Genomic DNA, 20663 nt, shown 5'->3' on the forward strand with positions numbered 1-20663 from the left:
AGCGGTTAACTTGTTTGCTTTCGTGCCGTGAGTGGACCTTTCAGAAGCCAGCTGTTTCCAATAGCTGATGTATAATTGAACCGGATTCTTATATTTTAAACAACCCGTCTCCGGTTCGAAAGAGTAAAAACTATTTTCCCGAGGTTAATTCTGTTGTAGCCAGCGTTGAACGCCCGATGATGCAGCGTCAATAGCGCCTGCCAGATAGCCCGAGAACTGCGGCGACCATTCACTGGCGATACCTGTTATCTCACCGGACCACTCTCCCCTGGCGGGAAGTTGCTCAGGCATTGCGTGCCCGACTTCCTGCAGGAGATCAAATTTCGTCGCAGTATACGGATCGGCCGCCCAGTCTTTTATATACTCAGCTTCGGGCTCTGCCGCATCCTGCCCAAATAAGCGTACGAGCTGCTCCCGGCAAAGGCTTTTGAGAACAGTTTCGCTGACAGTCCCTCTCGATTTTGCCGGTACGCCAATAAAACCAAAAATTGCCGTTTTACCCGAATCTGGCTCGGATACATCGTGGATCTCAACCATTGGCCCCACGCGGCTTCCTGCATTCCCGGAAAGTTGTCGTGCATGCAATAAGTCTGTTTTATATACAGCGACATATTTCGCATGGGGGGCCATCCATGTCGGGATTTTCCGCCAGTTTGACAGCACCTGTTCCGGCATCGCCGGTCTGAAATCTATTTTAGCTGCCAGGGCAGGAGGCAAAGCGAGGAAGACATGCTTACCGGGAAACACTGCTTTTTTACTGCCATTGGATCGGGTATGGACCTGCACTTCCTTGCCAGCCCGGGAAACAGCCACCACCTGATGTCCGGTTTTAATCTTCTCATCCGGGATCTGACTTTTAAGTGCCGCCCTCAGCACCTGCATTCCTCCCTTCAGCCTGAAAGACACCGGGGAGCTCTCCCATGCCGGGTATCGTTCGGGGGGCGAATTCAGCTGGCGTTCGTAGAGCATGTCTCCCGGACGGCCATGTGCTATTACCGGAAGATTAAGCCGCTCGATCAGTTGCGCGAAGTCCGGTTGAATATCAGGCCAGAACCACGCTGCCCCCATATCTACATGAATGCCATCGGATGTGCCCGCCAGTTCCAGACCTGACAGCACGCGTCCGCCCGTTCTGTCACGTGCCTCAAGGATCACATAATCAACACCCGCTTTTTCAAGCAGCGTGGCGGCATAAAGGCCGCTTATGCCTGCACCAATGATAACAGCGCTCTGCTTCATAATTTCGCTCCGGTCAGGGTTATCGAACTGAGATGTCCTGTTTTCAGATAAAAAAGTGCGCCAGTGGCGGTGGCCATAAGAGCAGGCATATCACCTGGTGGAAACCGCAGCCAGCTTCCTGCTTCATAGCAACCTTCCGGTGCCCCGAGTTGCCCTTTCAGAAGAAGGAGCTCTGCTCCGCCAACAAGCGGCCCACAGAAGATCCGCTCGCCCGGAGAAAGCTTCTGAAGCAGAACGATTTCTGAAGTACCGGAGAATAAGAGGCAGATTTGTCTTTGTGGCTGACCGTGCCAGTTAACTGCCTCCTGGGTATTTATCCTGACCGGCTGGCGTTCATCGGCAGACATCTGGCGCAGCTTGACGAAAATGGTTGTGCCGTCGCGGCTTGAGGGTTGGTGAGAAGAACCGTCCGGGCTGCGCAGGTACCAGCCGGCAGGGTAATCGACACCGTTTTCGGTAAAAGTTCCCTCGAGTACCAGAATCTCCTCTCCGCCGGGATGGCTGTGTACGGGAAATTTGGATCCGGGCGCATACCTGACAAGGCTGGTTGCACGGGCCTGCTCGTGACCAATCCGGTCAAGCATCACGCGCTCAACGCCGGGCTGTGGAGAAGGTACCCACTGATAATCATCCGGGGTAACGATCGAACACTGCGAAAAATCAGAATTCAGTAACATCATAGTCATTGATTAGACGGCCCACAGGGGGCCGTCTGCAGGCCTATTTGCTCGGCAGATTATCGTACACATCCAGAGCTCGCGCGGTATACGTCAGCGCTGCGCCGGTATTCAGGTTAATGGCAACGGCCAGCGCTTCGGCGATCTCTTCACGCGTGGCACCGAGCTTAACTGCAGCGTCCACGTGTACGGCCAGGCAACCGTCACAGCGGGTGGTTACGGCCACGGCCAGTGCAATCAGTTCATGGGTTTTGGGATCGAGGTGCTTGTTTTCTGACGCGCCTTTATCCATCTGCTGAAAGCCTTTCATAAACTCTGGCTGCAGTTTGGCAAATTTGCCGATGGTGGCGAGCAGGCCACTGCGATATTCATTCCAGTTTAAGAACATTCCAAACTCCGGTTATTTTTTGTCTCAGAAAAGTCATTACATGACGTCGAAAATACGTACGTCAGGCGCGCTGTTTAAATACGGTTTTAATCCTGCAACAACATCCTGCGTGAACAGCGGACTGCTAAGGTATGCCTGCGCCTGCGCCACAGTCGTAAAGCCGTGCAGCACCTGGACGTCCTCTTCACGGACAAGCAGCTCTTTAGAGGTGGCACCCTCGATGGTGGTCAGAAACGGGGTTTTGTACTTCTGATATACCCCCGCGGCTGCCGCACGGTTTTCATTACTGATATCCAGGGTGATTTGCAGATAAGCCATCGTTCTCTCCTTCGCTCAGGGTTGAGGTAACACGCCCGGTGAAAAACCCGGTCTGTATTACCTTTCGTTGAGGGCGATTATCAGCAAGCCAGACAGCTTCAACAAATCAGATAATCTTGCGAGGCAGAGAAGAAATTCTATGTCGTGGTTTGTCGGGGAATAAGTGTCACGCGCCCCGCGTGATTGTCGGGGCAGCGTAATACCTGAGGGGGCAGTTTATGAACGGTCCGAGACGACATCCTGAAGAAGCCAGTCGTGGAAAACTTTTACTTCATCACGCATGACTTTTTGCTGCGGGGTGACCAGATAATAGGACCACTTGAGCGGCCACCGATGGTCGGGATGCAGCTGGACCAGCTGCCCGGTTTCGATAAGCTTTTTCACCAGAGCATACCGGACAATAGCCACGCCTCTGCCGCTCAGGGCCGACAGGATCACGGCCGAGGTGGAGTTGATATGCAGCCCGCTTTCCAGCGCGTCGGGTGCACCGACTGCCATCAGTACATCATTCCATGACGGAAAATCCGCCCCGGGATGGGGAGTGTCATCGTGAATGAGTTTTTGCGTGGCGAGCCAGTCACGGCAGGCCATTTTCCTGGGCGGCACCATGTGCGGACTGCAGATCAGCACCGCTTCCTCATCCATCAACCAGGTTTTATTCACGCCTGGCCAGTCGCCCTGGCCGCAGCGAATACCGATATCCGCCTCGCCATGCGACACGTCCATTAGCTTTTCCGTGACGTTAAGCCGCAGATCGATATTTTCGTGCGTTTCCGAAAACCGGTTCAGGCGATCCATCAGCCAGTTCATCATCAGTACCTGCGATGCCGTCACCACCACCACCGAGCGTGACCGGCGACCACGAAGCTTGTTTAATCCGGTTTCCAGTTTGTCGAGCCCCTGCGTGATGTCCTGTAGCGCCTCCTGCGCTTCGTCAACCAGCGTCAGCCGCTCTTTTCCTGAGCGGGTGCGGTGAAGAAGCGGGTGTCCGACCCAGTCTTCCAGCGAACGTACTAGCTGGCCTACGGCGGCGGGCGTAACGCCCAGCTCATGTGCCGCGCCGGTAAAGCTGCCATGCCTGGCGGTGGCTTCAAAAGCATGCAGCCATTTAAGTCGGTTTAGCGATCGCATTGTGGTCATCCTGATTCATTATTTTCCTCAGTATACGCCAGCGAGAAAGATTTTCTTTCCTGGGTCGCAATTTCTTCTCAGTCGTCAATCAGGGGCCCGGGTGGCATTCTGATTTCACACGATGAGGAGCGCGGCTTTTCATCAATAACAGCCATATGAATTTAAAGAGGTTAGCGATGAACGCATCTTTTGCCGGTAAAAAACTGTTAGTGGTCGGCGGTACAAGCGGTATGGGCTTCGAAACAGCGAAGCTGGTTCTGAAAAACGGTGGCAGCGTTGTGCTGGTTGGCAATCGTCAGGACAAAGCCGAGCAGGCCCGCCAGGTGCTGGCCGCAAATGGTCAGGTTTCCATTATCGTTGCCGACCTGATGAAAGAAGAAGGTATGCAGCACGTGGCGGATACCATTAACGCGGAACACAAAGATATCAGCCTGCTGGTCAATGCGGCTGGCGTGTTTTTCCCGAAACCGTTCACCGAACATGAAGCGTCAGACTATGACATGTACATGAGCATTAACCGCGCGACGTTCTTTATTACCCGTGACGTGGTGCGCAATATGGTCGAAGCCGGCATTAAAGGCTCCATCGTTAATATCGGTTCCATGTGGGCACAGCAGGCCATCGGTGCCACTCCGTCTTCAGCTTACTCAATGGCAAAAGCGGGTCTGCACGCGCTGACCAAAAACCTGGCCATTGAGCTGGGTGAAAAAGGGATCCGCGTGAATGCGGTGTCTCCGGCCGTTGTTCACACGCCGATTTACGAAGGCTTCATTCCGAAAGACGACGTGAAGGACGTGATGAGCAGCTTTGACAGCTTCCACCCGATCGGTCGCGTGGGTACCACGGTCGATATCGCGGAAACCGTTGCTTTCCTGCTTTCTGACAAGACTGGCTGGGTCACTGGCGCTATCTGGGATATCGATGGCGGCGTGATGGCTGGCCGTAACGCCTGATGACCATGCCGCACGCGCTTACCCGCGTGCGGCACTGGAGTAATTATGCAAATCCAGACCGCGCATTATGATCTTGTCACCACCTGGCAGGGGGGCATGGCCAGCCGGACGCTCTGCCAGTCCTTTTCGGCAGACAACGCTCCGCCTGTCCTGCAAAGCCATGTTATCGATTCCGATGAACCGGTTTCGCTGGGTGGCGAAGGGCGGGCTCCCGATCCCCAGGAGCTGATGCTCGCTGCGTTTAATGCCTGCATGATGGCCGCCTTTATTCAGGAAGCCAGGGCTGAAGGTCTCGCCCTTACACATCTTGAGATACACACTGACGGGCACCTTCCGAAGGGTATAACAGCAAAAGGCGACAGACCTACTGAGGATGTTTCCGGAAGGCTTCAGTATGTCATCCACGTAAGCGGCGACGGCACTGTGCATCAGTTTGACGGGATCCATCAGCGGGTTATTAACTCTTCCCTGAACCGGTGGTTACTGGCCCAGAATATGCTGATCGAAGGTGACTTAATACTCCGCTGACGCGGCTGGATTGTTCTGCTCAACAGGAAAAATTGATATGACCACACCGAGAGTAACCCCCTGGCAGGATGGAGAGCCAGTTGACGCCGATCTTCTCAACGCGATAAAGGCCCGTCGGCCCGGTGGAAAACTGATAGGTATTGACCGGGTATTACTGAAGAGTGCCCCCCTGGCCACGGGCTGGAACGAACTGATGGTACGGGTACGTCAGAAATTTTCGCTCAGCCTTGAATACCGGGAACTGATCATGCTGCGCGTTGCCTGGCTGAATAAAGCAGAATTTGAATGGAACGTGCACTACCCTGCCTATCTGGATGCAGGCGGAACAGCTGAAAAAGCAGAAGCCCTGCGGTTATCCTCCGCGCCACACGTCTTTAATGACACCGAAACGTTGCTGATACATCTTACGGACCAATCCACCCGGAACGTCGTGGTTGAGGAGAACGTCATCGGGGCGCTGAAAAGCCTGTTAGGTGAAAAAGAGACCGTGGAAGCCGTTGCCACTGTCGCCGCCTATAACATGGTATCCCGTTTTCTCGTCGCCCTTGCAATCTGACAACTCCTAATTTTTCCGGTGCAATTTATGAATAAAAAATATCGCGCTATGCAGATCGTTGCTCCTGGGGTGCTGGAAATGACAGAGCGGCCGGTACCCGCTCCCGGCCCGGACGAGGTGCTCATCAGAATTGAAGCATGCGGCGTATGCGGTGCCGATCTCCGGGACGCGGAAAAAGCGCCGCATGCGGGCCAGCCCGGCCGTATACTGGGACATGAAATTGTCGGGTTTATTGCCCGGAAGGGGAACAGGGTACCTGAAATCTGGCAAACCGGTCAGCGGGTAGGCGTCGGGCGTCTGGGGGGGTACTGTCAGCACTGCAAACCCTGCCGCAGCGGGCTTTTTCATCTTTGTGAAAACCAGCTTACGCCAGGACTCAGCTGTGATGGCGGCTACGCAGAGTATGTCATCATGCGGCACACCGCGCTGATAGCCATCCCCTCCGCACTCTCTTCCGTGCATGCTGCCCCGATCCTTTGCGCCGGTACGGCAACCTTCAACGCGCTGCGTAATTCTGGCGCCAGGGCGGGCGACAGAGTGGCGGTTCTCGGAATGGGTGGCCTTGGCCATATGGCCGTTCAGTACGCACGTAAAATGGGGTTTGATGTTACGGTGGTGGCACGGGGTAGCGAAAAAGAACGATCGGCCATTGAACTGGGTGCGCATCGCTACATCGATACACTTGAGGAAAACGCATCAGAACGGCTGAAAAAGGACGGCGGTGTGGATTTTATTGTGGCAACGGCACCGGCTTCAGAAACGGTATCAGCCCTTCTGTCCGCCCTGGCCCCCCGGGGAAAAACGATCCTGCTGGGTACCGGACAAACGCCGCTGCAGGTCACGCCAGGTATGATGATCGGCGCTGAACGCACCCTGACAGGATCCTTCGTCAGCACACCTGCACAAACCGAGCTCGCGCTGCAGTTCAGCCACCTCTTTCAGACGTTGCCCGTTACAGAGCTGCTGTCATTTGAAAGGGCAAATGAGGCGCTCAGCAGACTGAAGCAGGGTCTGGCGCGATACCGGATAGTGCTCACCATGAATCAGGATAATTAATCACATGTCCGCAGAACATTTCCTGCCTGTTGCAGACCAGAAAAATAATATCATCCGCCTGTCGGCCGCACAGGCACTCGCCGGTGCTAACTCCGTCGTCTTTTATGCCACAGGTGCAATTGTGGGTAACGCACTGGCTCCCAGCAGTTCGCTGGCCACACTTCCCATCACCATGTTTGTTCTGGGGATGGCAGCCTGTATCCTGCCGTTAGGTTCACTGGCGCGAAAAGAAGGCCGTAAAGCCGCCTTTATGGTCGGCACCGGGGCGGGCGTGATCACCGGTCTGACAGCTGCTCTGGCCGTCTTCATCGGCTCATTCCTGCTGTTCTGCATTGCTGCATTTATGGGCGGTGCCTATGCGGCGGTCGCGCTCAGCTTTCGTTTTGCGGCAACGGACGGCGTCACGCCCGAACGTCGGGCCCGGGCACTGTCCCTGGTGATGGGGGGCGGAGTGATTGCCGGTGTTATTGGCCCCATGCTGGTTTCAGGAACGATGCACCTCTGGCCGCCTCATACCTTCGCCGTCACGTTCATCGCCCAGGCGCTCGTGGCCGTTATATCAGCGTTCATTCTTAAAGGCGTGAAAACGATAGATTCTGCCAGCACGGTAGGAACAGGTGGACGACCTCTGAGCGAAATAGTCCGTCAGCCGGGGTTTGCCAGGACCGTATTCAGCGGTGCGGTAACCTATATGGTGATGAACTTCCTGATGACGGCAGCACCACTCTCGATGCACATGCACGGCATTTCTCAGCAGGCGTCCAATCTCGGTATCCAGTGGCATGTTATTGCCATGTACGGTCCGGGTTTTTTTACCGGCAAATTAATTAACCGCTTTGGTGCCATGCGTATCGCCGCTGCGGGCCTGCTTATCACAGCATGCTCTGTCCTGGCCGGACTCGGTGGAACCGATATTTTTCACTACTGGCTGTCGCTGATTTTGCTGGGCCTCGGCTGGAATTTTGGCTTCACCGGCGCGTCGGCGAAGATCATTGAGTATCACCGTCCCGAAGAGAAAACCCAGGTCCAGTCCCTCAACGATTTTGTTGTGTTTGGGGTGATGATTGTAGGGTCATTTTCTTCAGGTGCTCTGCTCAGTCTCTACGGTTGGAACGCCGTCCTGTGGGGATCACTTGTTCCCGTCGGGCTAGCCTTTTTAGGTATTGTTAACGAGTTGCGGGTAAAAAAGCAGGATAAATTAAGTTTCTGACGCAGTTTTATCTGCTGCCTGGAAGCGGATTATGTTGATGTGAAAAGTATATAAAGCCCAAAATCAACGAGCATGATTTTGGGCTTACTTGTTTCACGATCTTATAAACGTCCGCACTTCGCTCACAGCGGACCTTCAGCGTCACGAGCTTTTCTGCCATGTGCCATGAGAGGGAATTGATGGACTAGTGGTAAATCTAATTGTAGCGAGGAGTCGCTATCTGACCGATCCCTATTCTATACGTTTCACATCAGGATGACGCTCTGTTGCTGCTTCATGGAAGATATCGCCCAGCCAGCCCGGTATCTCGTCTTCCGCCATATTGTCCGGAATAGCAATGTCGTAAAGCCGGGAGAATTTTCGTTCCGTCAGGTCCGCGCGAAATACCAGCCAGCGACCATCTTCACGCTTGCCCCCTATATGTCGTCCAAAAACGTTGTAGATCAGCACTATTGGCCCCCTTTCAGGAATTGTGTCACTGGGATGGTTCATCACCGTCTGATTCACCCTCACTCGCACTCTCTTTACTTTGAATGAACCGGAGTGCCAAATAGAGGTCTGGCGCCAGAATCATGTCATCATCATTCATTGTTGGCCGACTGTCTTTAAACCAGCGTGTTAATTCCGTTTTCCGGCCCGCAAGGATTAACGTAATCTGTCGAACTTTCAGGTCGCGCTTTAACTCATTAATGGTGGCCAGGACACTGATATCTGAATAGGTGAAGCAGGCAACGGCATCAATAACCACCCATTTAGGTTGCAATGCGGCACCATCAACTAAGTTCAAAACCCGACGTTTAAAATAAGCCACATTAAAATAGGTCAACGGGGAGTTAAATCGATACATCAGCACGCCCGGGACCATTTTAATATCAGTTGAATTACCTAATGAGTGAATCATTCCATTTTCGTCAGTTCCCAGTAAGTGCTCAGAGGGACGAAAGACTGTACGCAGGAACTGTAACAGACCCAGCAACACCGCAAGGCCGATCCCCTGGATAACGCCGATAATTAAAACACAGCCAAACGTGAAGAAGGCCAGGCGAAATGCCTGTTTATTTCTTCGCCTCAGGTTCCATAGCCCACGTAAATCAATCAATGACCACGATGCATACATTAGAACGATACCTAATGCAGAAACCGGAATAAACTGTAATGGCTGAGTGAAAAATACGACCACGATACCGATGAGTAGGGCTGCGACCACAGAAACCAGCTGACTTTTCCCTCCAGTTGAATCATTCACTGCGGTTCGGGAATCGGCTCCACTGATAGCAAACCCCTGAGATAATCCAGACATGATATTCGCAATACCCAGAGCTCTGAACTCAGCATCAGCATTAATGTCATAGCCATTTTTCGCGGCAAAGCTGCGGGCGGTCAGCATCAGACTGACAAAACTGACCAACGCCAGGTTCAGCGCCGGGATCACTAAATCACGCATCGGACCTGGCTGAAACGCCGCCCAGTTAACGACGGGTAAACCAGGCTGGAAACCTTCCCCTCCAATAGTGGCAATACCATAATTTTGCGCAGATGTTCCCCATACCAGTGCCGTTGTTATCGCAATGGCAATCAACGGTGCGGGCCAGTGGCTGCGATACGTTTTGATAACCAATAAAATAGCTAACGTTAAAAGTGATAGCCCTAAAGTTAATAAATGGCTGTCTGCAATTCGGCCTGGCAAGGCAATTATTTTCTCAATAACCTGCGCCTCATCAAGCGTGATCCCCAGAACCTTACCTAATTGCCCAACAATAATCGTCACAGCTACGCCATTAAGCAAACCAGTAAGAATAGGATGAGAAAGCAGATCGGCAAGTGCGCCCAGGCGAAATTTACTGGCAAGCAGGCACCAGCCGCCCATCATCAATGTCATGATGATCGTCAGTTGCCAGTGCAATTCTGGATTGCCTGCTGAAAGGGGAAACACCACGGCCGCAATCACCGCGCAGGTAGTTGCATCAGGACCAACAATCAGCTGACGTGAAGAACCAAACAGTGCATAAGCTATCATCGGTAAAACACAGGAATACAGTCCTACGATAGCGCCAACACCCGCCAACTCAGCGTAAGCAATAGCAACCGGTAGTGCGACAGCCGCAACAGATAACCCGGCTTTAACATCATGTTTTAGCCAGCTTTTATCGTAGGCTAATAAATTCTGTAAACCTGGCATGTAGTTTAATAAAAATTTACCGAACACGTTATTCTCCGGATATGGATCTTACTCACGCAATGTTGGCACACTTCTGAGTGAGGTTCTGGCTTTCAAATGCTTCCGGAATGAGGCAGTCGCTGCTCCGGCCATAATGACACTGCAACACGTATTATTCTGACTGGTGTTAAACATAGTTCAAAAACTGCCGCTTAGCCGGAGTGGACTTTTTGGTAGTTGTCAGTGGGGAGGTATTTCAGCAGAATGAAACCGCCTTTAATAATGACCGCTATTTGTACAGTCACAAATTATTGAATCAGGTTCCGGCAGGGTGACTGACCCACAAAAGAAAGGATGCAGGAGATCGCGCTATGCGTACCCATCAACTGAGCAAGTCCCATAAACTGTATCGCAGTGTTAACACGACGACGCGGCACCATTCTAATAATCCAGGTGCGGAGTATCGCTGGGAACGCAATCGTAAAAAGGTCGGTGATGAACTACTGGCGAAGCGCGAGACGATGCATAGCGGGCAGAAGCGTGGACGGGACTACACACCCTTGTTTTATTTTCTGATCAAACAGATTGGTAAGCCCTGGGATGACATATTTAGCGAAGTATGTGGACGCCTTGATACCACAGAACCTGTATTTTGGTTGGTCGCGCTGCATGAGCATCAGCGAAGAGACTTAGTCTGCATTGGCGAAAGTAGCTTTTATCCGGGTCTGTTTGTTGATGAGAATGGAATCCTGCAACAGGTAAACCCGTCAATTAGCGGAAAGGACGTTGTGGTAGCTTGCCGCTGTTGCACACACACTTATATTGGTGAACCTGTACCTTCTATTGCATCTTCCAGACAATGATTTCACACAGTGTGGGTCTTTCAGTTAACTTGCAAGGTTTTGGTCTCTGGGAAATGGTATTTTAAGAAAGATTATTCATGATTTCTTATTCGAGAATCTCAATGGACCCTTTATCTGATGTTCTACAGTTGCTATCGGCGAGCAGTTACATTACGAGCGGGCAGTCCGCTGGTTCGTGTTGGGCCATGCGTTATCCGGGATTCTCCGGTATGAAATATATCTCTCTTCGTAAAGGGACTTTATGGTTTCGGCTTGAAGCTGAGCAGGACTGGCATCTAATGAACCCCGGTGACGGCTTAATTCTGACCCGTTCAACCCCATTCATAATGGCAACAGATCCAAACCTGTCTGCTGTACCTTCGGAGAGCGTCCCCTATCAGCGTCGTGACGGTATTGCGGATTACGGTGGTGACGACAGCATACTGCTTGCCGGAAAAATGGAGATAGATCCGATGCCTGCTGGTTTGCTACTTGGTTTACTGCCTTTGGTGATTCCCATTAAAACAGGCACGGGATCATCCTCAACGTTGTACTGGTTAATGGCCCGGCTTCACGAGGAAAATCTATCCCTGCTCCCGGGCGCTTCACTTGCGGGCAACCATCTGATGCAACTCATTATGATTGAAGGTATTCGTGGCTGGATCTGTTCTGAAGAATCAGGACTGAGTGGCTGGATGGGCGCATTGAGAGATCCACGTATCCTTAAAGCCCTCGGCGCTGTCCATACAACCCCCGAAAGGAACTGGCAACTGGCAGACCTGGCCAACGTTGCGGGTATGTCACGGGCAGGATTCGCGCGGCGGTTTAACGAATTGACTGGAACCACGCCGCTGAGTTACCTCACTCACTGGCGTATGCACATTGCCAGCAGGGCACTCAGACTCAGCAGTGAGCCGGTCAAGCATCTGGCTTTCAGGCTTGGTTATGCAAATGAAAGCACCTTCAGTACCGTATTCAAGCGTGTTTATGGGATGTCACCCACAGCACATCGGGCTCAATACCGGGAAGGACCGGTATACCCACTTCGACCATACACGAACTAAAGCCTCTTTAACTTTAAAATCGTCATAGACTGATACTATTACGAAAGTAATCTGGACTTTTGATTATTAAACGTCTCTCTTCTTTCAAATATTATTTTCCGGGCACATCAACGTGTGCGTCAGCCTAACTTAGGGCGCGGCCGTCAGGCTGAAATTGTTCCGTCATATGGCGGGAAAATCTGAATAAAAACGGGAAATATAAATGACTGAATCACGGACCAGTAAACGCTGGTTTACTGCTGCATCCTGCCTTGGGATCGTTCTTGTCCAGCTTGACGTAAGCATTGTAAACGTCGGATTGCATTCACTTAAGGACGCCTACAATTCTACGGTTTCCGATCTGGAATGGGTCATTAATGCGTATGCACTTGTTTTTGCCGCATTGATGCTCAGTTCCGGTAGCATTGTTGACCGTTTCGGTTCAAAAAACACATTTATCTGCGGTGTGACCATTTTTATCGTTGCCTCAGTATGCTGTGCTCTGGCACCGACCATTTACTGGCTTGACTTTAACAGGGGCTTACAGGGTGTTGGGGCTGCTCTTTTACTGCCCAGCTCACTTACGCTCCTTCGCCAGTATTTCTCCAACTCGCATGAACGCGCTTCTGCTATTGCAATGTGGGCTGCGGCGGGTTCACTCGCGCTTGTTGCAGGCCCCGTAGCAGGTGGTTTGCTGATTAAGTATTTTGGCTGGAAAAGTATATTTTTTATCAATTTCCCGCTGGGACTCTTGAGTATTATTGTGATCCTTCGCCTTGCTCCAGCCAGCAGCCCATCCAGAACTGAAATGAATTTGCTGAGTCAGGCGTTCATTATACTGGGACTGGCGATGATGACCTTTACGCTTACCGAGGCCGGGGAATATGGCTGGACAAGTCCGGTGATCCTCACGACCCTGACGCTTGCTGTAATAATGATGGCAACTTTCTGTCGTGTTGATAGCCTTTCAGCCAATCCCGTTATTGCAAGAGAGGTCAGACAAAATCCACTTATTATCAGCGCTGTACTTGTTGGACTCCTCTGTAACCTGGTGTTCTATGGTGCTGTTTTTATCTTCAGTATTTTCTTCCAGAACAGATTACACTTATCGGCCCTTGAAACGGGTATTGCCTTCATGCCGATGATGGCTTTAACTGCCCTCGTTAATTTTTGTTCAAGATGGTTCTCGTCATGGTGCTCTGTTCGGACACTATCCATCCTGGGTAGCCTGATCAGCATGTTTGGGTTTGTGATAATTTTCTTTATCACACCTGAATGGACCGCTTATCAGTTATTCCTACCCATGATACTGCTGGGAAGCGGGACGTCATTTGCTATGCCCATCATGACCAACATGGTGCTTTCGCAGGCAACACAGCGTTCTGCTGGATCTGCATCCGCCTTCTTTAACTGTGCCAGACAAATGGGGGGAGTAACCGGAGTTGCAGTTTTTGGCCTTGTTCTGGGAGCAGGCGGAGATGATATGACACGGGGTTTACAACAAGTCGCTTTTACTGCTGCCTCAATTACACTCGTCTGGGTAATGATCAGCTTTAAAAAACTACCCTCTCTTAAGTTGCATGAGCTTTATTCCCATGATTAAAGTTCATCCGCCAGAAATATAACCCTGTTTCTTTATCTGAGGTATGAGTGAGTCAGGGCTGCAACAGCAGCCCTGTGCAAGAAGCTGACATCCATTTGTCAGGAAAGATTAACTCTATTGGTTTAGCGCGTTGAAGCGCGTAGTTCGTCAACCAACAGGCTAAATGCCGGGGTGGGTTGACGATGGCTTGGATAATAAAGATGGTATCCAGAGTATGGTTCACACCAATCTTCAAGTACGCGAATAAGATTTCCGGATGCGATATAAGGTTCAAGCTGCCCTTCTGGTAGATAGGCTAGTCCTCGACCTTCAAGTGCCGCTTTCAGTATCATGCTTCCCGTATTGAAAACCAATTGACCATCAACTCGCACATTTAGTTCTCGTCCGTCTTTTTCAAATTCCCACGCATAGAGCCCTCCATGTCCTGAAAGGCGCAGGTTTATACAATTGTGATCTGTCAATTCCTGCGGAGTAATGGGCACATGCCTGTTACTGAAATAATCAGGTGATCCTGCCACTGTCATCCGCATATCTGGCGCAATACGAATGGCAATCATGTCTTTGGCGATAGTTTCGCCGGGACGTACACCGGCATCAAAACGATCTCTTACGATGTCAGTTAGCCCATAATCTGTAAGAATTTCGACCTTAATATCGGGGTATTTTTTAACGAGACGCGCTACTGCTGGCCAGAGTATTGACTCTGCTGCATATTCCGTTGCTGTAAGGCGTATTGTACCAGCTGGCTTATCACGTAATTCACTCAGCACCATTAACTGACGCTGAATATCCTCTATCTGAGGTCCGACTGAAGAGAGTAAACGTTCCCCGGCTTCAGTCGGGACGACTCTTCTGGTGGTTCGGTTAAGCAACCGGAGCCCGAGCTGGGCTTCCAGAACGCGAACGGTCTGACTGAGTGCTGACTGTGAGACTCCCAGACGTTTTGCTGCTCGCGTGAAATTCTGTTCCTTAGCCACCACCATAAATGCGGCGAGGGCATTCAGATTATCATCGGCCATTTAAAGGTTTTCCTTATAATTTCAATCTCATTTTACCATCTAATCACTTAATGCGTCCTCAGATATACTTTCTTCGTTCACTAAATAACCACCCACCCGGTCTGAGGGCTTTATGTAAGCCGCTACGCCATTTGTCGAAGTCAACCAGCAAGGTGAAGATGAAGTCAATCATTGCCGCACCGGTTTTCAACGCGGTGTTTGAACAGCGCGAGTCGAATTAACAACGCCCTACAGGAGGACAATATGTCTCAGGGTATCGAAAACAAAATCATCGTCATCACCGGTGCCAGCAGCGGTTTGGGCGCAGAAACAGCCCGACATCTGTCAAAGCTGGGCGCGAAAGTGGTTCTGGGAGCCCGTCGTATGGAAAGGCTGGAACATATTGCCGCGGAACTGGGGCTGGATCGCAGAGCCATACTGGGTACCGACGTGACGGATCGCGCTCAGGTTCAGGCCCTTGTTGACCGGGCGGTAGAATTGCATGGTCGCATTGATGTCATCATCAGTAACGCGGGTTTAATGCCGAGCTCCATGCTCGACAAACTGAAAGTAGATGAATGGGACCGGATGATTGACGTGAACATTAAGGGAGTGCTTTACGGTATTGCCGCCGCGCTGCCGTATATGAAAGCACAGAAGTCCGGGCAGTTTATCAACGTGTCATCCGTCGCCGGGCATAAGGTGGGTCCCGGTGGGGCCGTATACGCAGGCACTAAATGGGCTGTCCGGGCTATTTCAGAAGGACTGCGTCAGGAAGTGAAACCCTGGAATATCCGCACGACTATCGTCTCTCCTGGGGCGGTAGACACCGAACTGATCAAAACCATCACCGACGAAGATGTTGCAAAAGGTATGTCTAAGACCTATGAGAATGCAATTCCGGCGGATGCCTTTGCGCGAATAGTAGCATTTGCTATCAGCCAGCCTGACGACGTGGACGTTAACGAAATACTTTTCCGGCCAACGCTACAGGTTTATTAAAAGCGTATCAGGCGCGTAATCTCCGCGCCTGTTTTTCCGGATGATTTTTACTCTCCAGGATTAAGAAAGAAACGCACTAATTTATCCCTGAAGACAAACAGGAAATTCTAAATGGAATTTTCTGCAGGCCACTTCGTGCCTGAAAAATAAAACAGATATACGACATTCTATACATGAAAAGGGAAGGGGCTGAGTTATATGCCTGTAAAACAATCACACCATATTTCCGGCACTTCAGTTGTCGCTACGTTAATACCCGTAATGACCGCCGTTCTGGTCGGCTTTATTATTATCGGCGTTGCACTACCCGTCCTGCCATTACATGTCAAAAATGGTCTGGGTTTCGGGACTTTTATTGTGGGTCTGGTTGCCGGGGCGCAGTTTGCTGCATCGCTTATTTCCCGAGTATGGTCCGGGAGCTATTCAGACAAGCGCGGTGCTAAAAAGGGCGTGGTCGCAGGACTCATCGCCGCTGCTGTGTCAGGGTTGTTATACCAGGCTTCTCTCTGGTTGGTGAGTATTCCGTCACTGTCAGTGAGCGTACTTTTGGCTGGGCGTGCGATCCTTGGCGGTGCAGAAAGTTTCATCATTACCGGTGCAGTGGCATGGGGGCTGGCCCTGGTTCATAAAGAGCATGCGGGTAAGGTCATTGCCTGGGTGGGCACCGCGATGTTTGCCGCTATGGCGCTTGGTGGGCCAGTGGGCACGCTGTTATACGATGCATTCGGCTTTGAGGCGGTTGCGTTACTGACCTTGCTGCTTCCGCTGATGGTGCTCATGTATCTCGCTCGTATGCCCGCTGTGGCTCCTCATCCACATGCTATACAGACTTCTGTTGGCTCTGTGATGCGCGCAGTCTGGTTACCAGGCCTGGGTGCTGCGCTTGCGAGTACAGGCTACTGTACCATCCTGGCCTTTAGCTCGCTTTATTACAGCTCGATGAACTGGCAACCCGTCTGGTTGGCATTTACCGCCTTTGGTGTAGCGCTGATTGTTGCCCGAACCGCTGCGGGCCACCTGCCTGATCGCTTTGGCGGCGCGCGTGTTGCGCTGATATTTGTCCTCGTCCAGGCCGCAGGGCTTTTCCTTATCTGGCTTGCGGGAACATCCCTGATAGCAACCCTTGGCGCCGCCTTCGCTGGCTTTGGCTACTCGCTGGTGTATCCGGGACTGGGTATCGAAGCCATCAGTGGTTCGACACCACAGAACCGGGGCACGGTGATGGGGATCTACACAGCATTTCTTGATGTGGCGATGGCAATCGGCAGTCCTGCACTTGGCTGGGTCGGTGGGCATCTGGGACTCAACGCCATATTTCTGGCCGGTGCGCTGGTTGTACTCTCCACTGCCGTGGTGGCATTACTGCTGTTAAAACGCGCAAAACAAGTCAAAGAAAATCCAGCCTGAAAGGGCTCTGCTGTCCTGAGGTGTTTCATTGTATGGATGTTTCACTTCGTTCGTCCTAATACCGTCGTTTAATTCAGGAGGTAATATGAAATTACATTCAAAAGGGAAATTAAAATTGTTGGCCACGCTGGCAATTATGAGCATCGCATTCACTGCGGGTACAAACATAGCTACCGCTGCGGATATGTCTCATGGTGCAAATAATTTCTATAAAAGCGATAAAGTGAATACTGAAATCGTTAAATTCAAAAATATTTACGGTATGGAAGTCACTGGCACGTTATTTACTCCCCGGAATATGGCGGCTGGGAAAAAATACGATGCACTTATTGTTGGCCATCCATTTGCCGCGGTAAGACAGCAGGCCGCTAATCTATATGCGACGAAAATGGCGGAGGCTGGTTTTGTTACCCTCTCTTTCGATCAGTCCTTTTGGGGGGAGAGTGCCGGTACGCCACGTGGAGCGGTGCTGCCTGATGTTTATGCAGAAAACTTCAGTGCTGCTGTTGATTTTCTCGGAACACGCACGTTTGTAGATCGAGATAAGATTGGTGTGATAGGCATATGCGGTAGTGGCGGCTTCGCTATCGCGGCAACCAAAGTGGACCCGCGCATCAAGGCGCTCGCCACCGTCAGCATGTACGATATGGGGGAGTATTTCCGTACCGGTCTGAACCACGAACGGACCGCAGCAATGAGAAACAAAGACCTGGCAACCGCAGCTGAGCAGCGCTACAAAACGTTTAAAACCGGGCAGCCCGTCTACGGCCCAGGGCAAAATGATCCGGTGTTTATTGAAGGAAAGGAGTCGAATGACTTCTATCAGACCGAGCGAGGTAAAGTGGCATCCAACGATCGCCGAACCACGCCGGCAACCTACGCCAGATTGATGAATTTCCATCCGTTTATTGATATTGAATCCATTTCACCACGACCAATACTTTTTATCGTGGGGGATGCGGCACCTTCCCGCACCTATACCGATACGGCATATAAAATGGCGGCTGAGCCGAAAGAGCTTATGGAGATTAAGGGCGCTAACCGTATCGATCTGTATGATCGCACTGAACTTATCCCGTGGGATAAGCTGGTCTCATTCTTTAATACCAACCTGAATACAAATAAATAATACGTTACTTGAACGGCACTGTTTCAGTGCCGTTATCACTATAAAGATAAAAATGGAGAGTGTTATGATCAAACCAATATTACTTGCTCTGGCTTCACTGACGGCCGTGTCATTCTCATCCGTGGGGACATAGGTTGAGGGTTTGTTGTTCTTTTCGTTCGACTTTGCAAAGATGTATCACACACATTTTCAGACCTGCTCTGACAGCAACGCACAATGTTGCCATGTTGATTTTGAACGAGTTCTGCTTTAAGGAGCCCGATATGACTACTTTTCATCAGTTTTCAGCCACCAGCCTTCGTGGCCAGCAGATCCCAATGGCCGACTACGCGGGTAAGGTGGTTCTGGTGGTTAATACTGCCAGCCAGTGTGGCTTCACGCCGCAATATGCAGGCCTTGAAACGCTCTACAAGAAATACGCCGCCCAGGGGCTGGTGGTGCTGGGTTTCCCCTGTAACCAGTTCGGCAAACAGGAGCCCGGTGATGCCGACGACATCGCGCGGATCTGTCACGTCAATTACGGGGTGAGCTTCCCAATGTTCGCGAAAGTCGAGGTCAACGGAACCGCAGCTCACCCGATGTTTCGGTATCTGAAAAACGAATTGCCCGGCGTGCTGGGGGGACGGATCAAGTGGAACTTCACCAAGTTCCTGATTGGACGTGACGGTAAACCACTCAAGCGTTTTGCACCGTATACTACCCCGGAGAAAATGGAAGCCGACATTCTTGCCACACTTGAAATGTAGCAGGCCGTTTGTGCCAGAAGTCGGCATTACTTATTAGAAAACAGACCCTTGAGCAGTGCCTGCGTCGCAGCGGAAGCGTTTCCTGATTGCGAACACACCAGCCCGAATTCACGATACAGGGAAGGTGCCACGGGTACCACGCACAGTCCGCGTAATTCCTCCGGCAGGGCTGATTCAGGGACAAGCGCAACGCCCATACCTTCACCTGCCAGCAAGCAGGCGCTGACCCAATCGCGTACTTTCACGCGTACGTCGGTTAACTGCAAGCCAGCATTTTCCATCAGGCTTTGTCCATTCACCAAACATCCTCCGGTGGCAAGAATAAAGGGCTGATCTGCCAGTTCTGCTAACGTTATTCCGGATGCTCTTGCGAGACCTGCCAGTGGATGACGAGCCGGCATTACCGCAACCCAGGCATCTTTTCCTAAAACAATATGTGCGCGTCCGGGGGCAGGGTTCATGACAACCCCGAGTTCAACGGTGTCTTGCGCGAGCCACTCCTCAACTTCCTCGTCTGTGCCTTCCAGGACAACCACGTCAATACCGGGATGCAGGCGTTTAAAGTCCCGTAATAACCTGGGCAAAAATGTAGACGTCACAGAGGGAAAACTGGCCAGGCGAATGCGCCCGCCGTTTAACTTCCGGCTCTGGTCTGCCAGGGAACGGATCGCATTCAGCTGCAATATCATGCTCCTCGCATATGCAACAACCTGCTCACCCAGAGCGGTTACACCAATATAGCGCCGCTCACGTGTGAACACCGGAAACCCGAGTGCGGCCTCCAGCTGAGCAATTGCCTGGCTGGCACCAGACTGCGTCATGCCAATTTCTTCGGCAGCCCGCGAAATGTTGTTGGCATCTGCGACGGCTACCACCAGGCGCCAGTGCAACAAATTCATCATGAGTATCAGTAGCTCAGCTAATAGTTAAATTATGAATAATTAATTTTACAGCAACAACGCCATTAAGCAGAGTGTTTTCAGGAAAGTAGTAAGCGTTGATTAATATTTTCAATTCAAAGGAGACAACATGAAACTCTATTACGCCCCTGATACCTGTTCACTTTCCCCCCATATCGTGCTGCGCGAACTGGAGCTTGAGTTTGAACTGGTTAAAGTGGACAACCGTAGCAAGCGGACTGCTGACGGGCGCGATTTCCTGACCATTAATCCTAAAGGCTATGTAGCAGCTCTTGAACTTGACGATGGCAAGATACTCACTGAAGGTCCGGCCATTGTGCAGTATCTTGCGGATCGTAAACCGGAAAGCGGGCTGGCTCCGCGCGCGGGCACCTGGGATCGGGTTCGTCTCCAGGAATGGCTTAACTTTATTACCAGTGAAATACACGCGGGCTCGGCGCTGTTATTCAATTCCTCGCTGCCCGAAGAGGTCAAATCGATGTATCGCGAAAAGCTGTTCCGGCGATTCAATTTTCTTGAGGAGCAGCTCAAGGGTAAAACCTGTCTGATGGGTTCGGCGTTCAGTGTTGCTGATGCCTACCTTTTCACCGTGCTGGGCTGGTGTAAATTCTTCGCCATCGACCTGAATAGCTGGCCTGTGCTATCAGCCTATATGGCCAGAATCCATGCACGGCCTGCGGTGCAGGCTGCATTACGTGCTGAAGCCTCTGATTAAGGTCGTCAGCACCACTAGACGAACGCCTTTAATACTTGAGCGCA

At 51.5% G+C, this 20663-nt stretch carries 22 protein-coding genes; 13 read left to right on the forward strand and 9 right to left on the reverse strand.

From position 1 onward, the window contains the following. Positions 1–144 precede the first annotated feature (144 nt). The 5 genes from ACT9TW_RS16215 to ACT9TW_RS16235 all read right to left on the reverse strand — a co-directional run bounded on the left by ACT9TW_RS16215 (position 145) and on the right by ACT9TW_RS16235 (position 3753). Entirely contained in the window at positions 145–1239 is a 1095-nt protein-coding gene (locus ACT9TW_RS16215) for a flavin monoamine oxidase family protein (RefSeq protein WP_446493020.1), read from the reverse strand. Next, complete coding sequence (locus ACT9TW_RS16220) at positions 1236–1925, reverse strand: cupin domain-containing protein (protein ID WP_446493021.1); 690 nt, start codon at positions 1923–1925, stop codon at positions 1236–1238. The genes ACT9TW_RS16215 and ACT9TW_RS16220 overlap by 4 nt, the downstream gene beginning before the upstream one ends. Positions 1926–1959: 34 nt before the next feature. Beyond that, positions 1960–2304, reverse strand: coding sequence for a carboxymuconolactone decarboxylase family protein (locus tag ACT9TW_RS16225; RefSeq protein ID WP_446493022.1), 345 nt, complete (start codon positions 2302–2304; stop codon positions 1960–1962). A gap of 36 nt (positions 2305–2340) precedes the next feature. Beyond that, on the reverse strand, positions 2341–2622 hold the full coding sequence (locus ACT9TW_RS16230) for a hypothetical protein (RefSeq protein ID WP_446493023.1): 282 nt from the start codon (positions 2620–2622) through the stop codon (positions 2341–2343). A 216-nt stretch (positions 2623–2838) separates the two neighbouring features. Further along, complete coding sequence (locus ACT9TW_RS16235; protein ID WP_446493024.1) at positions 2839–3753, reverse strand: LysR substrate-binding domain-containing protein; 915 nt, start codon at positions 3751–3753, stop codon at positions 2839–2841. Positions 3754–3929: 176 nt separating this feature from the next. On the opposite strand from ACT9TW_RS16235, the gene ACT9TW_RS16240 reads away from it, so the two are divergent. The 5 genes from ACT9TW_RS16240 to ACT9TW_RS16260 are packed head-to-tail and all read left to right on the forward strand — an operon-like array spanning position 3930 to position 8056. After that, a complete protein-coding gene (locus ACT9TW_RS16240) occupies positions 3930–4706 on the forward strand; it encodes an SDR family NAD(P)-dependent oxidoreductase (protein ID WP_446493025.1) in 777 nt (258 codons plus the stop codon). 45 nt (positions 4707–4751) lie between these two features. Beyond that, positions 4752–5234 (forward strand): OsmC family protein, encoded by a 483-nt coding sequence (locus ACT9TW_RS16245; RefSeq protein ID WP_446493026.1) that lies wholly within the window; start codon positions 4752–4754, stop codon positions 5232–5234. Between the two features lie 37 nt (positions 5235–5271). After that, a complete protein-coding gene (locus ACT9TW_RS16250) occupies positions 5272–5790 on the forward strand; it encodes a carboxymuconolactone decarboxylase family protein (RefSeq protein WP_446493027.1) in 519 nt (172 codons plus the stop codon). Positions 5791–5817: 27 nt separating this feature from the next. Next, entirely contained in the window at positions 5818–6846 is a 1029-nt protein-coding gene (locus ACT9TW_RS16255; protein WP_446493028.1) for a zinc-binding dehydrogenase, read from the forward strand. A gap of 4 nt (positions 6847–6850) precedes the next feature. Next, positions 6851–8056 carry an MFS transporter gene (locus ACT9TW_RS16260; RefSeq protein ID WP_446493029.1) on the forward strand — a complete coding sequence of 402 codons (1206 nt, stop codon included), beginning with the start codon at positions 6851–6853 and terminating at the stop codon, positions 8054–8056. A 231-nt stretch (positions 8057–8287) separates the two neighbouring features. On the opposite strand, the gene ACT9TW_RS16265 is transcribed toward ACT9TW_RS16260, so the two are convergent. Both ACT9TW_RS16265 and ACT9TW_RS16270 read right to left on the reverse strand, forming a co-directional pair. Beyond that, on the reverse strand, positions 8288–8506 hold the full coding sequence (locus ACT9TW_RS16265) for a DUF7661 family protein (protein ID WP_446493030.1): 219 nt from the start codon (positions 8504–8506) through the stop codon (positions 8288–8290). A 25-nt stretch (positions 8507–8531) separates the two neighbouring features. Next, complete coding sequence (locus ACT9TW_RS16270; RefSeq protein WP_446493031.1) at positions 8532–10262, reverse strand: SulP family inorganic anion transporter; 1731 nt, start codon at positions 10260–10262, stop codon at positions 8532–8534. A 323-nt stretch (positions 10263–10585) separates the two neighbouring features. Here ACT9TW_RS16270 and ACT9TW_RS16275 point away from each other — a divergent pair, with 323 nt between their 5' ends. The 3 genes from ACT9TW_RS16275 to ACT9TW_RS16285 all read left to right on the forward strand — a co-directional run bounded on the left by ACT9TW_RS16275 (position 10586) and on the right by ACT9TW_RS16285 (position 13702). Beyond that, a complete protein-coding gene (locus ACT9TW_RS16275; RefSeq protein WP_182060962.1) occupies positions 10586–11077 on the forward strand; it encodes a hypothetical protein in 492 nt (163 codons plus the stop codon). 101 nt (positions 11078–11178) lie between these two features. Then, the gene (locus tag ACT9TW_RS16280; protein ID WP_446493847.1) at positions 11179–12120 is read left to right on the forward strand and encodes an AraC family transcriptional regulator; all 942 of its coding nucleotides are present in this window, start codon (positions 11179–11181) and stop codon (positions 12118–12120) included. Positions 12121–12322: 202 nt separating this feature from the next. Beyond that, the gene (locus tag ACT9TW_RS16285) at positions 12323–13702 is read left to right on the forward strand and encodes an MFS transporter (RefSeq protein WP_446493032.1); all 1380 of its coding nucleotides are present in this window, start codon (positions 12323–12325) and stop codon (positions 13700–13702) included. Between the two features lie 122 nt (positions 13703–13824). Here ACT9TW_RS16285 and ACT9TW_RS16290 read toward each other — a convergent pair whose 3' ends face one another. Further along, the gene (locus tag ACT9TW_RS16290) at positions 13825–14721 is read right to left on the reverse strand and encodes a LysR family transcriptional regulator (RefSeq protein WP_182060965.1); all 897 of its coding nucleotides are present in this window, start codon (positions 14719–14721) and stop codon (positions 13825–13827) included. Positions 14722–14964: 243 nt separating this feature from the next. Here ACT9TW_RS16290 and ACT9TW_RS16295 point away from each other — a divergent pair, with 243 nt between their 5' ends. The 4 genes from ACT9TW_RS16295 (at position 14965) to ACT9TW_RS16310 (ending at position 18984) form a co-directional block, all read left to right on the forward strand. Then, positions 14965–15702 carry an SDR family oxidoreductase gene (locus tag ACT9TW_RS16295; RefSeq protein ID WP_446493033.1) on the forward strand — a complete coding sequence of 246 codons (738 nt, stop codon included), beginning with the start codon at positions 14965–14967 and terminating at the stop codon, positions 15700–15702. Between the two features lie 198 nt (positions 15703–15900). Further along, on the forward strand, positions 15901–17109 hold the full coding sequence (locus ACT9TW_RS16300) for an arabinose transporter (RefSeq protein ID WP_446493034.1): 1209 nt from the start codon (positions 15901–15903) through the stop codon (positions 17107–17109). Between the two features lie 85 nt (positions 17110–17194). Next, positions 17195–18238: an alpha/beta hydrolase gene (locus ACT9TW_RS16305; protein WP_446493035.1), complete on the forward strand. Its 1044-nt coding sequence runs from the start codon at positions 17195–17197 to the stop codon at positions 18236–18238. 263 nt (positions 18239–18501) lie between these two features. Further along, entirely contained in the window at positions 18502–18984 is a 483-nt protein-coding gene (locus ACT9TW_RS16310; RefSeq protein WP_446493036.1) for a glutathione peroxidase, read from the forward strand. A gap of 26 nt (positions 18985–19010) precedes the next feature. Here the strand turns inward: ACT9TW_RS16310 and ACT9TW_RS16315 are convergent, their stop codons facing one another. Continuing rightward, on the reverse strand, positions 19011–19886 hold the full coding sequence (locus ACT9TW_RS16315) for a LysR family transcriptional regulator (protein WP_446493037.1): 876 nt from the start codon (positions 19884–19886) through the stop codon (positions 19011–19013). Positions 19887–20013: 127 nt separating this feature from the next. On the opposite strand from ACT9TW_RS16315, the gene gstA reads away from it, so the two are divergent. Continuing rightward, a complete protein-coding gene (gene gstA / locus ACT9TW_RS16320; protein ID WP_446493038.1) occupies positions 20014–20619 on the forward strand; it encodes a glutathione transferase GstA in 606 nt (201 codons plus the stop codon). Positions 20620–20663 lie beyond the last annotated feature (44 nt).

This window comes from Enterobacter sp. C4G1, from assembly GCF_052886895.1.

Coding starts and splice junctions, on each gene's coding strand:
- ACT9TW_RS16295 (WP_446493033.1), top strand. CDS start 14,965: ATGTCTCAGGGTATCGAAAACAAAATCATCGTCATCACCGGTGCCAGC.
- ACT9TW_RS16235 (WP_446493024.1), bottom strand. CDS start 3,753: ATGCGATCGCTAAACCGACTTAAATGGCTGCATGCTTTTGAAGCCACC.
- ACT9TW_RS16305 (WP_446493035.1), top strand. CDS start 17,195: ATGAAATTACATTCAAAAGGGAAATTAAAATTGTTGGCCACGCTGGCA.
- ACT9TW_RS16220 (WP_446493021.1), bottom strand. CDS start 1,925: ATGACTATGATGTTACTGAATTCTGATTTTTCGCAGTGTTCGATCGTT.
- gstA (WP_446493038.1), top strand. CDS start 20,014: ATGAAACTCTATTACGCCCCTGATACCTGTTCACTTTCCCCCCATATC.
- ACT9TW_RS16275 (WP_182060962.1), top strand. CDS start 10,586: ATGCGTACCCATCAACTGAGCAAGTCCCATAAACTGTATCGCAGTGTT.
- ACT9TW_RS16315 (WP_446493037.1), bottom strand. CDS start 19,886: ATGATGAATTTGTTGCACTGGCGCCTGGTGGTAGCCGTCGCAGATGCC.
- ACT9TW_RS16290 (WP_182060965.1), bottom strand. CDS start 14,721: ATGGCCGATGATAATCTGAATGCCCTCGCCGCATTTATGGTGGTGGCT.
- ACT9TW_RS16215 (WP_446493020.1), bottom strand. CDS start 1,239: ATGAAGCAGAGCGCTGTTATCATTGGTGCAGGCATAAGCGGCCTTTAT.
- ACT9TW_RS16260 (WP_446493029.1), top strand. CDS start 6,851: ATGTCCGCAGAACATTTCCTGCCTGTTGCAGACCAGAAAAATAATATC.
- ACT9TW_RS16285 (WP_446493032.1), top strand. CDS start 12,323: ATGACTGAATCACGGACCAGTAAACGCTGGTTTACTGCTGCATCCTGC.
- ACT9TW_RS16245 (WP_446493026.1), top strand. CDS start 4,752: ATGCAAATCCAGACCGCGCATTATGATCTTGTCACCACCTGGCAGGGG.
- ACT9TW_RS16250 (WP_446493027.1), top strand. CDS start 5,272: ATGACCACACCGAGAGTAACCCCCTGGCAGGATGGAGAGCCAGTTGAC.
- ACT9TW_RS16300 (WP_446493034.1), top strand. CDS start 15,901: ATGCCTGTAAAACAATCACACCATATTTCCGGCACTTCAGTTGTCGCT.
- ACT9TW_RS16225 (WP_446493022.1), bottom strand. CDS start 2,304: ATGTTCTTAAACTGGAATGAATATCGCAGTGGCCTGCTCGCCACCATC.
- ACT9TW_RS16280 (WP_446493847.1), top strand. CDS start 11,179: ATGGACCCTTTATCTGATGTTCTACAGTTGCTATCGGCGAGCAGTTAC.
- ACT9TW_RS16310 (WP_446493036.1), top strand. CDS start 18,502: ATGACTACTTTTCATCAGTTTTCAGCCACCAGCCTTCGTGGCCAGCAG.
- ACT9TW_RS16230 (WP_446493023.1), bottom strand. CDS start 2,622: ATGGCTTATCTGCAAATCACCCTGGATATCAGTAATGAAAACCGTGCG.
- ACT9TW_RS16255 (WP_446493028.1), top strand. CDS start 5,818: ATGAATAAAAAATATCGCGCTATGCAGATCGTTGCTCCTGGGGTGCTG.
- ACT9TW_RS16240 (WP_446493025.1), top strand. CDS start 3,930: ATGAACGCATCTTTTGCCGGTAAAAAACTGTTAGTGGTCGGCGGTACA.